Source organism: Rhizobium rhododendri (assembly GCF_007000325.2).
GTDB classification, from domain to species: Bacteria; Pseudomonadota; Alphaproteobacteria; order Rhizobiales; family Rhizobiaceae; genus Rhizobium; species Rhizobium rhododendri.
In genome coordinates this window covers 1105857-1119204 of the sequence record NZ_CP117268.1, presented here as the reverse complement: position 1 = coordinate 1119204, position 13348 = coordinate 1105857, and the positions used below count along the sequence as shown (strand labels likewise).

Sequence of the window (13348 nt, the reverse complement as noted above, 5' to 3'; positions counted from 1 at the left end):
CGACAACGAACCCATGCCATGGGACGGTCTCCGCCTGGAATGGACGCGCTGCCGGTGCACTTGAACCGCCGTCACCCGACGGCGGTCCGCAGACGGTCGCTCAAAACGCGCTGTCGTCTCCCGCCTCGGCGAGCTTCATCAGGTACTTTCCATAACTGCTCTTGCCGAGGCCGATTGCGAGCTTTGTCAGTTGAGCGTCGTCGATATGGCCCATACGGTAGGCAACTTCCTCCGGGCAGGCGACCTTGAAGCCCTGGCGTTTTTCCAGCGTACTGACGAACTCTGCGGCTTCGAGCAGACTGTCGGGTGTCCCGGTGTCGAGCCATGCATAACCGCGACCCATCAGTTCAACCGAAAGCTGACCGCGTTCCAAATAGATGCGATTGACGTCGGTTATCTCCAACTCTCCGCGCGCAGACGGCTTCAGGTTGGCGGCAATGTCGACCACTTGCTCGTCGTAAAAATAGAGACCTGTCACCGCCCAGTTGCTTTTCGGCTTCTCAGGCTTTTCTTCGATTGAAAGAGCCTTCATGGAGTGGTCAAACTCGACCACGCCGTACCGTTCAGGATCTGTGACATGATAGGCAAAGACGCGAGCGCCGCGGGTGGTGTCTGCGCCCGACTTTAACAGCTGTGGCAGGCCGTGGCCGTAGTAGATATTGTCGCCGAGAATAAGCGCCGAGGGATTGCTGCCGACAAAGTCCGCGCCGATCACGAAAGCCTGGGCGAGACCATCCGGGCTAGGCTGCACGGCGTAATCGATGGAGATGCCCCAGTTGCTGCCATCGCCCAGCAGGCGCTTGAACGCTTCGTTGTCATGGGGCGTTGTGATGATCAAAATTTCCCTGATACCGGCAAGCATCAGCGTTGTCAGCGGGTAATAGATCATAGGCTTATCGTAGACCGGCATCAGCTGCTTGGACACGGCCATGGTGATCGGATAAAGGCGAGAGCCGGAGCCGCCCGCAAGAATGATGCCCTTCATGCTTCTTTCCTTGTGTCATGAGACGATGGGAGCGTCTTTGTGGAAGCGTTCTCCCATCCAGCCGCTTGGCAGCAACCAGAACGCTTCATCTGTCTTAGGTCGTCAAAAGTCTTTCACAAACCACACTCGTGGACTGTCGCCAGTCGGGGAGCACGATCGCGTAGATATCATTGAGCTTGCCGTTCGATAGCCGTGAATTGGCCGGTCGGCTGGCTGGGGTCGGATAGTCCGCGGTGGTGATGCGCCCGACAGTTACCGCCTTGCCGGTTTTCTGATGCAGATTGGCAAAAATCTCTTCGGCGAATTCCGCCCAGGTCGCCTCGCCGCTGCCGGTCAGATGAAAGACACCGCGCAACTTCGGATCGGCATCCTTGACCAGCCGCTGAGCGATGGCGATCACCGCATCGGCGATGTCGAGAGCGCTGGTCGGCGTACCCTGCTGATCGGCAACGACGTTTATGGCGTCGCGCGTTTCAGCCAGCCGTAGCATCGTCTTGACGAAATTGGCACCGTAAGGCGAATAGACCCAGGCGGTTCGAAGGATTGCATGGTTTGCGGTCGCTGCTGCAATCGCCTGCTCGCCTGCCAGCTTGGATTTGCCGTAGACAGAGGTAGGCCCTGTCTCGTCTGTCTCGACATAGAAACCGTTCTTGTCGCCGGGAAACACGTAGTCGGTCGACAGGTGCACGACTGGAATGCCGAGTTCCTCGGCAACGGCTGCGATTGCTGCCGGACCGTCAGCATTGATGGCAAAGGCCGCCGCCGCCTCGCTCTCGGCCTTGTCAACCGCCGTGTAGGCGGCGGCCGAAACGATCGCATCGGGTTTAAGGGCGACGAGAGCTGTTCGGATGGACTCCTTGTCGGCCAAATCAAGTTCCGGGCGGCCGACAGCGACAATCTCGACACCGGCAAACGGCCCGCGCTCGATGAGCGCGCTCACCACCTGTCCACGTTTTCCTGTGACGGCTATCCGCATGTTTCTGTTCCCGAACCTATTTCAGTACGCCGAGACGCTCGCCAGAATAAACACCCTGACGCAGCGGCTGCCACCACCATTCATTGTCGAGATACCAGCGCACGGTGCGCTCGATACCGCTGTCGAAATTCTCTTGCGCTTTCCAGCCCAACTCTCTCTCCAACTTGGTGGCGTCGATGGCGTAGCGCGCGTCATGGCCGGGGCGGTCGGTAACATACGTGATCAGCTCGGCATGAGGCCTTGCCTTGGGACGCAGCTGGTCCATCAGTTCGCAGACACGGGTGACGACGTCGATGTTGCGGCGCTCGTTGCGACCGCCGACGTTATACTTCTCGCCCAGCCGGCCATGCCCTGCGATCAGATCGAGGGCGCGCGCGTGGTCCTCGACATAAAGCCAGTCGCGAATATTGACGCCCTTTCCATAGACCGGGAGCGGCTTGCCATCCATGGCATTGAGGATGATGAGCGGGATCAACTTTTCCGGAAAGTGATAGGGACCGTAATTGTTGGAGCAGTTTGACACCACGACGGGCAGGCCATAGGTGCGGTGCCATGCGACCGCCAAGTGGTCGCTTGCTGCCTTCGAAGCGGAATAGGGTGAGGACGGATCGTAAGGCGTGATCTCTTCGAACAAGCCTTCTTCGCCGAGCGAGCCGTAGACCTCATCGGTCGAAACATGGAGGAAACGGAAGGACGCTTTACGGTCGGCTGGAAGATCGTTCCAATAATGCCGTGCCGCTTCCAGAAGACTGAAGGTTCCCATGACATTGGTCTGCACGAAGTCAGCGGCGCCACTGATCGAACGATCGACATGGCTTTCGGCCGCCAGATGCATGATACGATCCGGCTGGAAGGAGGCCATGGCCTCCGACATCTTCTGCAGGTCGCAGATATCGGCCCGAAGGAACCTGTAATTCTCGGCGCCGTCGACATCCCTGAGCGATGCAAGATTGCCGGCATAGGTCAGTTTGTCGACGTTCAAGACCTCGGCACCGACGTTTTTCACGAGATGCCGGACGAGTGCTGACCCGATAAACCCTGCTCCGCCTGTGACAAGAATGCGCATGTTGTTCTGTCTCCGTGGCTTTATTCGTTGATCATCTGAAAGTATGCGGGCAGCTCCGCCAAAGTCGGCTGTTCCTTGTCCTTGTTGGACAGGATGGCGTCCTGGAGCGGCAGCGGCCACGCGATACCGATGCTTGGATCGTTCCACAGAAGGCCGCGGTCGTTCTGCGCGCTGTAGGGCGCTGTCACCTTGTATGAGATCACGCAATCGGGAACCAGGGTCGCAAAGCCGTGGGCAAATCCTGCCGGGATCCAGAGCTGCTCGCCGTTTTCCTTTGAGAGTTCGAGCCCGTACCATTGTCCGTAGGTTGCCGATCCCACGCGGATATCGACGGCGACATCGAAGATCCTTCCTGCGATACACCGCACCAATTTACCTTGCGCAAATGGCTCCAGCTGGAAGTGCAACCCACGCACCGTTCCGACCGAAGCCGAGAGAGACTCGTTTTCCTGTACAAATGTGACGTCGGCCACATTCTCGCGGAACCAACCCTCCTTGAACGTCTCGGAAAAGTACCCGCGATGATCACCAAGTCTGTTAGGGGTAATTTTTGTGAGGCCGGCAAGCGGCAATCGGTCGATCTTCATCATACACCTATCTGTTCCACTCGATCCTTTGTAATTTCCGAGACCGGTTTGCAAGCGACTTCTATCGAATCACAAATCTCCGGTCACCCTTTTTAGACTCAAGGACCGTTCAACCCTTAAAAAGAGCCGGGTGGAGGAGATAAGCCATTGTGGCGCTTTGAACCAAGAACCGCGCTATGCCTTGTCAGGTCCTGCCTTCGCGCTGAGATCGAATTTCCGGACCGGCTTCGATCAGGGCGGCGAGACAATTTTCCCTCCCCAAACGAGCTCGTCACTTTTCGCATGGCTGCGCTGCAACAAAGTCTATTTAATGTGCGGGAAGATCGGCTATCTTCTGGTCATCGAAGCGATGCACCTCCTCCCGCAGAGCTTCGAATTCAGGCGGCCCACTCCTCCTCCCGGGGACGCCTGTCGGAATAGCGGCGCTCCTCCTCCTAGGCCGCTGTTCGGTTCTTTTCGAAAAGCCTGCCGCACCTCCTCCCGCGGCAGGCTTTTTCGTTTTGGGACCAACGCGTCAGAGGCCTAGAGCGAGTTGCGGTTCTGCCAGGTGGTCTTCCGTATTCAGCGATGAGAGGGTCACGCCCAGCAGTCGCACCGGACGTTTGAACGGGAACACCGAGGCAAGCAGGATTTCTGCGGCCTCCAGCACCATGTCGATATCCGAGACAGGCCCGGACAGGGTTTTGCTGCGGGTCGCCTGGCTGAAATCCGAATATTTGATTTTGACAGTCACCGTCTTTCCCGTGATGTCGTTGGCCTCGCAAGAGCGCCAGACCTTTTCGGCCAACGGCCTGAGCTCGGCCTTGGCCAGATCGAGATCGTCGATGTCCTCGGCGAACGTATCCTCGGCGCCAACGGATTTCCGGATCCGGTCGGGCCTGACCCGGCGTTCGTCGATGCCGCGGGCAATCCCGTAGAAATAGGGTCCGGACTTGCCGAAAGTCTGCTGGAGGAAGGCAAGCGACTTCGATTTGAGGTCGAGGCCGGTCTCGATGCCGTGCCGTTTCATGCGCTCGGCCGTCGCAGGCCCGACACCATGGAATTTCTTGACGGGGAGGGTTTCTACAAAGCCTGGGCCATTCTTCGGCGTGATCACCGCCTGGCCATTCGGCTTGTTGAGGTCGCTTGCCATCTTGGCCAGAAACTTGTTGTAGGAGATGCCGGCGGATGCATTGAGGCCGGTGACAGCCTTGATCTTCGCGCGGATCTCCAGCGCAATCTCGGTGGCAATCTCCATGTCTTTCAGGTTTTCGGTCACGTCGAGATAGGCCTCGTCGAGCGACAGGGGCTCGATGAGGGGTGTGTACTCAGCAAAGATGTCCCGGATTTGCTGCGATACCTGCCGATAGACGTCGAAGCGCGGCGGCACGAAGATCAGCTGTGGACATTTCCGCTTGGCGGTCACCGACGGCATGGCCGAGTGGACACCGAAGGTTCGCGCTTCGTAACTTGCCGCCGCCACGACACCCCGGGCCGCCGATCCGCCAACGGCCAGCGGCCGTCCGCGCAGGTCGGGATTGTCGCGCTGCTCGACCGAGGCATAGAAGGCATCCATGTCGACATGAATGATTTTGCGGGTTGGGGGTAACGTCACGTCGTTCATGGCGGCCATCTGGGATTGTCGGCGAAACAAAAAGAGAACATAGCAGCGTTTCGACCGATATCCAAGGCGATTGACGGTGACTTGCCCGCTTGAGGCAACCTGTGGGCCTAAGGGACGTTGAGCCAGGTGACATCAGCAACAGGAGATAGCCGCATGGCCGACGACAGCACCCTGAAGATCCGAGCCACCTTCGCGACCCGGGCCGCAGCCGATCTTGCAGTCGAGCATTTGGTTCAGCAGCACGGCATCGCAAGGCCTGACATCTTCATCCAATCGACCACCAATGAAAACACCGTCGGCACGTCGCCATCGGGCGGAGACCTTTCACACAATGAGGGCGCGCGAGACGATGCGCCGCTTGGCGGCGAAATCGAGGTGTCCGCCAATATCGCCTCCAGCCAAGTTGCGGTTGTCCAGCGCAGTCTGGGCGAGGCGGGTGCCATTCGCGTCTCGGGCCAATAGGCGCCCAAGCCTTTGCATGACCGTGGCGAGTGGCTCTTCGAATGGGGAGCGGGCCACATCGAGCCTTTCCCCCGAAAGATCAACCGCCTCCCGGTCGCATCCATGCCGCGACAGGCCGCGCCCGGCGTTTCGTCCAGGCACGCACCCACCGTTTTTTTTCCTGAGGCCAAACACGGCGCAAACGGGGGTACGGCGCTGATTTGGCTCAAGAATCTTCTCCTTTGCTAAAATTGGAGGAGGATATTCCTATTTTGTACCGGCTTGACTCTCGCCGTTCGCCGGAACAGAACGTGAACTTCAATCGATAAAACGGCATGACGTCGTTCTGATGACCCACGAACCGAGAGGATTGCGTGAACGATGACGGCTGCACGCGAGCACGTCATAGCCGATCTGCGCCGCCGCATCTCCGCCCTTGCGCGTGGCCCTGCGACGCCAATGGAAAGCCTGCCCTTCGGTGTTGGCGAGATCGATGCCGTGCTGCCGGGAGGCGGTCTTGCGCGCGGGGCTCTTCATGAGTTCGCAGGCGGTGGGGCCGGCGTCGTCGATGGTGCCGCCGCCGCCCTGTTCGTTGCCGGGATTGCGGCGCGCACCAAAGGCAAGATCGTCTGGTGTCTGACGCGTCCAGACCTGTTCTTCCCGGCGCTGGCCCAAGTGGGCCTCAATGCAAACCGGGTCATCTTTGTCGAGGGTGATCGGCAAGAGGATGTGCTTGCGTCCATGGAGGAGGCCTTGTCCTATGGCGGCCTCGGCGCGGTCGTGGGGGAGCTCGTCCGACTGCCGATGCTGGAAAGCAGGCGCCTGCAGCTGGCCGCCGAACAGAAGGGGACCTTGGCACTCGTCGTTCGCAGGTGGCGCCGGCAGACGGAAGCCAACGACTTTGGCCAGCCGACCGCCTCGACCACGCGATGGCGCGTCAGCGTGCTGCCGTCGGTTTCAATGCCTGTACCCGGCGTCGGGCGGGCAACCTGGTTGCTGGAGCTGATGCGATCGCGGGCCGGCGCCTGTGCCGAATTTGTCGTTGGAGCGTGTGATGACCAGGGTCGTATCGATCTACCTTCCGGATCTGTCGACGGATCGCATTCGTCGCGCGGCCGATCCCGCCATTCCGGTTGACCAGGCCATTGCCGTGATTGCAAAAAGCGGATCGAAACGCTGGGTGTCGGCCGCCGACGATCCGGCAAGACGGGCAGGCGTGCGCGTCGGCATGGCGGCCGCAAAGGCCCAGGCCCTGTTCCAGGGATTGCTGACGATCGAGGCCGACCCGCGGGCCGACGCTGCGGCTCTGGAGCGGATCGCGTTGTGGGCATTGACCCAATATTCGCCCATCGTCGCCGTCGATGCCGAAAACGGCATCGTCATGGACACGGAGGGTGCCGACCATCTGAAGGGTGGGGAGCGTGCGATGCTGACGGGCATCGCCAATCGGTTCGCCGCCAGGGGTCTGACGACGCGTGTCGCCATTGCCGACACATGGGGTGCCGCGCACGCCTGCGCACGGGCGATAAAAAGGGAGACGGTCATCATACCCAGAGGCGAGACCCTGCGCGCCGTCGAGCGCTTGCCCGTCTGCCTGTTGCGGCTCCCGGACAAGATCGTCGGGGATCTCAGGACCCTCGGCTTTCGCACGATCGGGGAGCTCTCCGTGACGCCGCGCGCGCCGCTGACGCTTCGCTTCGGGCCCGAGATCGGGCGACGCCTTGACCAGATGTTCGGTCGTGTCCGCGAGCCGATCGAGCCCATCAGGAGCCCTGGGCAGATTGCGGTCGCTCGCTCTTTCCAGGACCCGATCGGTGCGGCAGAGACGATCGACAAATATGTCGGGCGCCTGGTCGTCGAGCTCTGCGGCGAACTTCAAAGACAAGGGCTGGGGGTCCGGCGCGCGGACCTGATCGTCGACACGGTCGACAATGCCCGCCAGGCCATTCGTGCCGGAACGGCAAAGCCCGCAAGGGACGTGGCGTGGCTCACCAAGCTGTTCAAGGACCGCACCGAAAGGATCGATCCCGGTTTCGGCATCGAGAGGCTGACCCTGGTCGCCGTCCTGTCGCAGCCGCTCGAGGAGACCCAGACGGCATCGTCGTTTGTCGAGGACGGTGACGGCGATATCACGCCGCTTGTGGACATCTTCGGCAATCGCGGCCAGCGGGTCTACCGTCTGGCACCGGTCGCATCCGACGTCCCGGAGCGCAGCGTCCGGCGTATTGCTGCGACCGCTGACGATATCGACGTCTTCTGGTCGCATCAGTGGCCGCGTCCGGTCCGCTTGCTTGCCCATCCGGAAGAGGTCGAGGTGATCGCGCTGCTGCCCGACCATCCGCCGGTATCGGTGACGTGGCGGGGCAAGCGCCGGCGGGTCAAACGCGCCGACGGGCCCGAGCGCATCTTCGGCGAATGGTGGCAGCACACGTCCGAATGGGCGGCGGTTCGCGACTACTTCACCGTCGAGGACGAGGCAGGCGAGCGTCTCTGGATTTTCCGCTCCGGCGACGGTGTCGATGGCGGGACCGGATCCCACGCATGGTATGTCCACGGAATTTTCGCATGAGATATGCCGAGCTGCAGGTGACCACGCATTTCAGTTTTCTAAGGGGCGCAAGTTCCGCCCACGAGTTGTTTGCGACCGCCAAGGACCTGGGCATCGATGCGATCGGGGTCGTCGATCGCAACTCGCTTGCCGGCATCGTCCGTGCGCTCATAGCCTCGCGCGAAACAGGCGTGCGGCTGGTGGTCGGATGTCGCCTCGATCTGGCGGACGGCATGTCGATCCTCGTCTATCCGACCGACCGCGCCGCCTATGCCCGGCTGACGCGGCTCATCACCCTGGGAAAGGCAAGGGGCGGAAAGAACAACTGCGTTCTGCATCTGGACGACGTCGCGATGTATGCCGATGGCCTGCTCGGTATCCTGGTCCCGGACCTTGCCGACGAGACGTGCGCCGTCCAGCTGCGCAAGATGGGCGACGTCTTTGGGGATGGCGCTTACCTCTCCCTGTCGCTGAGGCGCCGCCCCAACGACCAGCTTCGCCTGCATGAGCTGTCCAACATGGCCGAACGCTTCAAGGTCAAGACCGTCGTTACCAATGACGTGCTGTTCCACGAGCCGGGCAGGCGGCAACTGCAGGATATCGTTACCTGCATCCGCAACAACACCACCATCGACGCGGTCGGGTTCGAGCGGGAGCGTCATGCCGACAGGTTCCTCAAGCCGCCGGAAGAGATGGCGCGTCTGTTCCCGCGCTACCCGCAAGCGCTGCGGCGAACCATGGAGATCGTCGAGCGCTGTCGATTTTCGCTGGAGGAACTGACCTACCAGTATCCGCTGGAGGCCATCGTTCCTGGAAAGTCGGCGCAGCTATCCCTCGAGCACTATGTCTGGCAATGCGTGCCGGATCGCTATCCGGAAGGCCTGCCGCCAAAGACGCTGCAGATCGTCCGCCATGAGCTCGATCTTATCCGGACGATGGAATACGCGCCGTATTTCCTGACGGTCTTCTCGATCGTGCGGTTTGCACGAAGCCAGGGCATCCTTTGTCAGGGGCGCGGCTCGGCTGCAAATTCGGCCGTCTGCTACATTCTTGGCGTCACCTCCATCGATCCCGAAACCAACGATCTGCTGTTTGAGCGCTTCGTCAGCCAGGAGCGGGACGAACCGCCGGACATCGATGTCGATTTCGAGCACGAGCGGCGCGAGGAGGTCATCCAGTGGATTTACAGGACCTATGGCCGGGAGAAGGCGGCCCTTTGCGCGACCGTGACACGCTACCGCGCCAAGGGGGCGATCCGCGATGTCGGCAAGGCGCTGGGCCTGCCGGAAGATCTGATCAAGGCGCTGTCGTCCGGCATGTGGTCGTGGTCGCAAGAGGTGAGCGCCCGAAACGTGAAAGAGCTCAATCTCAATCCAGACGATCGCCGGCTGGTGCTGACCCTGCAGCTGGCTCAGCAGTTGATGGGAGCGCCCCGCCACCTCGGACAGCATCCCGGCGGCTTCGTGCTGACGCGTGACCGCCTCGACGATCTCGTCCCCATCGAGCCGGCCAGCATGAAAGACCGGCAGATCATCGAATGGGACAAGGACGATGTTGAAGCCTTGAAGATGATGAAGGTCGACGTCCTGGCGCTCGGCATGCTGACCTGCATGAGCAAGGCCTTCGATCTCATCCGCGAGCACAAGGACGAAGACCTGGATCTGTCGACGATCCGCCAGGAGGATCCGGCGACCTATGCGATGATCCGCAAGGCCGACACGCTCGGGACGTTTCAGATTGAGTCCAGGGCCCAGATGGCGATGCTGCCGCGTCTGAAGCCGAGGACATTTTACGATTTGGTCGTCCAGGTTGCCATCGTGCGCCCGGGGCCGATCCAGGGCGATATGGTCCATCCCTATCTGCGCCGTCGCGAAGGCAAGGAAAAGGTCGAATATCCCACCCCGGAACTGGAAGCCGTGCTCGGCAAAACGCTGGGCGTGCCGCTGTTTCAAGAATCGGCGATGCGGGTCGCGATGGTCTGTGCCGGGTTTACCGGCGGGGAGGCCGACCAATTGCGCAAGAGCATGGCGACCTTCAAGTTCACCGGGGGCGTGTCGAGGTTCAAGGACAAACTGGTCTCGGGCATGGTGCGAAACGGCTACACCGCCGCGTTCGCCGAAAAGACCTTCAGCCAGCTCGAGGGGTTCGGATCCTATGGCTTTCCGGAATCGCATGCGGCTTCCTTCGCGCTGATCGCCTATGCGTCCAATTTTGTGAAGTGCCACTTCCCGGACGTTTTTTGCGCGGCCCTTTTGAACAGTCAGCCCATGGGCTTTTATGCGCCCGCCCAGATCGTCGGCTGTGCGCGTGCCCATGGCGTCGAGATCCGCCCCGTCTGCATCAACCAGTCGCGCTGGGACTGCACGCTGGAACGGATTGGCGATACGTGTCGCCATGCTGTCCGGCTGGGCATGCGGATCGTGAGAGGCCTGGCTGTCGCCGACGCCGCCCGGATCGTTGCCGCGCGCATGAACGCAGAGTTTGGTTCCGTCGATGACCTGTGGCGCCGGTCTGGCGTGCCCGCCGCCTCGCTGGTCGAGCTTGCGCAGGCCGATGCGTTCCGGCCGGCCCTGAAGCTCGAGAGACGCGATGCGCTCTGGGCGATAAAGGCGCTGCGCGACGAGCCGCTACCCTTGTTTGCCGCTGCCGCTGCACGCGACATGCAGGCCATCGCTGAGCAGCGCGAGCCTGAGGTCGCGCTCAGGCAGATGACCGAAGGCCATAACGTGGTGGAGGACTATGGCCATACCGGGCTCACGCTTCGCGACCACCCAATCGCCTTTCTCAGAAACGATCTGGCAAAGCGCAGCATCGTGACCTGCGAGGAGGCCATGACCGCCCGGGACGGACGATGGGTCATGACGGCGGGCCTGGTGCTGGTGCGGCAAAAACCGGGCTCGGCCAAAGGCGTGATGTTCATCACGATCGAGGACGAGACCGGTCCCGCCAACATCGTCGTCTGGCCGAAGCTGTTCGAAAAGCGGCGTCGGGTGGTGCTGGGAGCCTCGATGATGGCGATCAACGGGCGAATCCAGCGGGAAGGCGATGTCGTCCATCTGGTTGCCCAGCAATTGTTCGACCTGACGGGGGATCTTTCCGGCCTTGCAGACCGGGAGATCGAGTTCAAATTGCCGGCGGGTCGTGGAGACGAGTTTGGCCATGGTTCTGCTGGCGGTGGAGATTCACGCGATCGGGCACCGCCACCCAAACCGCGGGACATTTTTGTACGCCCCTTTCGAATTCCGCATGGCCCGGTCCATGCCGAGCCCGATCCTCAGCCGAGCCAAATCCCCAAAGCCCGCATGGAAGGCAAATGACCCGTCCCGGATCGATCCGGTAAGGTGAAGTGTTGGTGTGCGCCCTTGTCCATGCAGGAACGAGGATCTGATCGGTCGATATGATGCGGCGCACCATCACAGATATATGATCGGGGACGATAGCGGCATGCGACGACGCCCCCTATTTGTCGCCGCCCATAGCCCTAGCTTGGAAAGACAAGGGGCGCTGTGTGAGCACTTTGCGCCCCGATCTTTTCCAACGAAGCGGAGCCGACCATGCCAAGCCCAATCGATCTGGAACTGTCCCGCCGCGACCTCCTCATCTCATCTGCCGCGACCGTGGTGGTGTCCGGGATAGCGGGCAAGGCGGTGGCGACTGAACCGGTGGGGAGCGAAGCGACCTTCACCTCCAAGGTCTCGCTGAGCGTAAACGGAGAACACCGCGAGCTGGACGTCGACAACAGGACGACCCTCCTCGACGCCCTGCGGGAGCATCTTCATCTGACCGGCACGAAGAAAGGCTGCGACCACGGCCAGTGCGGCGCTTGTACTGTCATCGTCGACGGGCGCAGGATCAATTCCTGCCTGACGCTCGCCCTGATGCACGAGGGCGACCAGGTCGTCACGATCGAAGGCCTCGGCAAGCCCGGCGATCTCCATCCCATGCAGGCCGCCTTTGTCAAGCATGACGGGTTCCAGTGCGGCTACTGCACGCCGGGACAAATCTGTTCCTCCGTGGCGATGTTGGAGGAGATCAAGGCGAATGTCCCGAGCCATGTCACGGGCGATCTGACGGCGGACGGAAAGGCGACGCTCGCCGAGATCCGCGAACGCATGAGCGGCAATATCTGTCGCTGCGGCGCTTACTCCAACATCGTCGATGCCATCAGGGACGTTGCGGGGACAGAAGCATGAGACCCTTTACCTTCGAACGCGCCAACTCTGTCGAGGCCGCCGCCAAGGCTGCAGCCAGCAATCCGAACGCCAAGTTCATCGCCGGTGGCACCAATCTTCTCGACCTGATGAAGCTGCAGATCGAGACACCGGGCCACCTGATCGACGTCAACGGTCTCGGTCTCGATAAAATCGAAGCCACGGGCGAGGGCGGCTTGCGCATAGGGGCGCTTGTGCGCAACACGGACCTTGCCGCCGACCAGACCGTGCGGCGCGACTACGGACTTCTATCCCGCGCGCTGCTGGCCGGTGCCTCCGGGCAATTGCGAAATAAGGCCACGACCGCAGGAAACCTCCTTCAGCGGACACGCTGTCCCTACTTTTATGACACCAACCAGCCCTGCAACAAACGCCAGCCGGGCAGCGGATGCTCGGCCATCGGCGGCGTCACCCGCCAACTGGCGATTGTCGGCGCCAGCGACGCCTGCATCGCCACGCATCCAAGCGACATGGCAATCGCCATGCGCGCCCTGGATGCGGTCGTCGAGACCGTGAAGGAGAGCGGGCAGACCCGCGCCATTCCGATCGCCGATTTCCATCGTCTGCCGGGCGCCACGCCCCATATCGAGACCGTGCTCGAGCCTGGCGAGTTCGTCACGGCCGTCACCCTGCCCGCGCCGATCGGGGGTAAGCACATCTACCGCAAGGTTCGCGACCGCGCCTCCTATGCCTTCGCGCTGATCTCCGTCGGAGCGATTATTCAGCCCGATGGGACCGGGCGCGTCGCCGTCGGCGGTGTCGCCCACAAGCCGTGGCGGATGGACGCCGCCGAGGTGCAATTGCCGAAGGGCGCGCGGGCCACCACTGCGGTCCTCCTCGCAGACGCCCGCCCGTCCGACCAGAACCGTTTCAAGGTGAACCTCGTCGAGCGCGCGCTCGGTGCTGTCATCACCGAAGCCAGGGGTTGAGC

The 13348-nt window shown here is 61.6% G+C and carries 11 protein-coding genes; 6 read left to right on the top strand and 5 right to left on the bottom strand.

What is annotated here, in order from left to right; all coding sequences use genetic code 11:
- Positions 1 to 100 precede the first annotated feature (100 nt).
- The 5 genes from rfbA to dinB form a co-directional block, all read right to left on the bottom strand.
- Positions 101 to 985, bottom strand: coding sequence for a glucose-1-phosphate thymidylyltransferase RfbA (gene rfbA, locus PR018_RS22895; RefSeq protein WP_142831026.1), 885 nt, complete (start codon positions 983 to 985; stop codon positions 101 to 103).
- Positions 986 to 1079: 94 nt separating this feature from the next.
- The gene (gene rfbD / locus PR018_RS22890) at positions 1080 to 1961 is read right to left on the bottom strand and encodes a dTDP-4-dehydrorhamnose reductase (RefSeq protein WP_142831027.1); all 882 of its coding nucleotides are present in this window, start codon (positions 1959 to 1961) and stop codon (positions 1080 to 1082) included.
- Between the two features lie 16 nt (positions 1962 to 1977).
- Positions 1978 to 3027 (bottom strand): dTDP-glucose 4,6-dehydratase, encoded by a 1050-nt coding sequence (gene rfbB, locus PR018_RS22885; protein WP_142831028.1) that lies wholly within the window; start codon positions 3025 to 3027, stop codon positions 1978 to 1980.
- Positions 3028 to 3047: 20 nt separating this feature from the next.
- Positions 3048 to 3614 (bottom strand): dTDP-4-dehydrorhamnose 3,5-epimerase, encoded by a 567-nt coding sequence (gene rfbC, locus PR018_RS22880; protein ID WP_142831114.1) that lies wholly within the window; start codon positions 3612 to 3614, stop codon positions 3048 to 3050.
- A gap of 514 nt (positions 3615 to 4128) precedes the next feature.
- Positions 4129 to 5217 carry a DNA polymerase IV gene (gene dinB / locus PR018_RS22875; protein ID WP_142831115.1) on the bottom strand — a complete coding sequence of 363 codons (1089 nt, stop codon included), beginning with the start codon at positions 5215 to 5217 and terminating at the stop codon, positions 4129 to 4131.
- A 153-nt stretch (positions 5218 to 5370) separates the two neighbouring features.
- Here dinB and PR018_RS22870 point away from each other — a divergent pair, with 153 nt between their 5' ends.
- From PR018_RS22870 to PR018_RS22845, 6 genes are all read left to right on the top strand, one after another.
- The gene (locus PR018_RS22870) at positions 5371 to 5679 is read left to right on the top strand and encodes a hypothetical protein (RefSeq protein ID WP_142831029.1); all 309 of its coding nucleotides are present in this window, start codon (positions 5371 to 5373) and stop codon (positions 5677 to 5679) included.
- Positions 5680 to 6039: 360 nt separating this feature from the next.
- Positions 6040 to 6795, top strand: a complete 756-nt coding sequence (locus tag PR018_RS22865; RefSeq protein ID WP_142831030.1) for an ImuA family protein — start codon at positions 6040 to 6042, stop codon at positions 6793 to 6795.
- The gene (locus tag PR018_RS22860) at positions 6713 to 8227 is read left to right on the top strand and encodes a Y-family DNA polymerase (protein WP_142831031.1); all 1515 of its coding nucleotides are present in this window, start codon (positions 6713 to 6715) and stop codon (positions 8225 to 8227) included. The genes PR018_RS22865 and PR018_RS22860 overlap by 83 nt, the downstream gene beginning before the upstream one ends.
- Positions 8224 to 11523 carry an error-prone DNA polymerase gene (locus PR018_RS22855; protein ID WP_142831032.1) on the top strand — a complete coding sequence of 1100 codons (3300 nt, stop codon included), beginning with the start codon at positions 8224 to 8226 and terminating at the stop codon, positions 11521 to 11523. The genes PR018_RS22860 and PR018_RS22855 overlap by 4 nt, the downstream gene beginning before the upstream one ends.
- A 237-nt stretch (positions 11524 to 11760) precedes the next feature.
- Entirely contained in the window at positions 11761 to 12399 is a 639-nt protein-coding gene (paoA, locus tag PR018_RS22850; protein ID WP_142831033.1) for an aldehyde dehydrogenase iron-sulfur subunit PaoA, read from the top strand.
- Complete coding sequence (locus tag PR018_RS22845) at positions 12396 to 13346, top strand: FAD binding domain-containing protein (protein ID WP_142831034.1); 951 nt, start codon at positions 12396 to 12398, stop codon at positions 13344 to 13346. The genes paoA and PR018_RS22845 overlap by 4 nt, the downstream gene beginning before the upstream one ends.
- Positions 13347 to 13348: the final 2 nt, after the last annotated feature.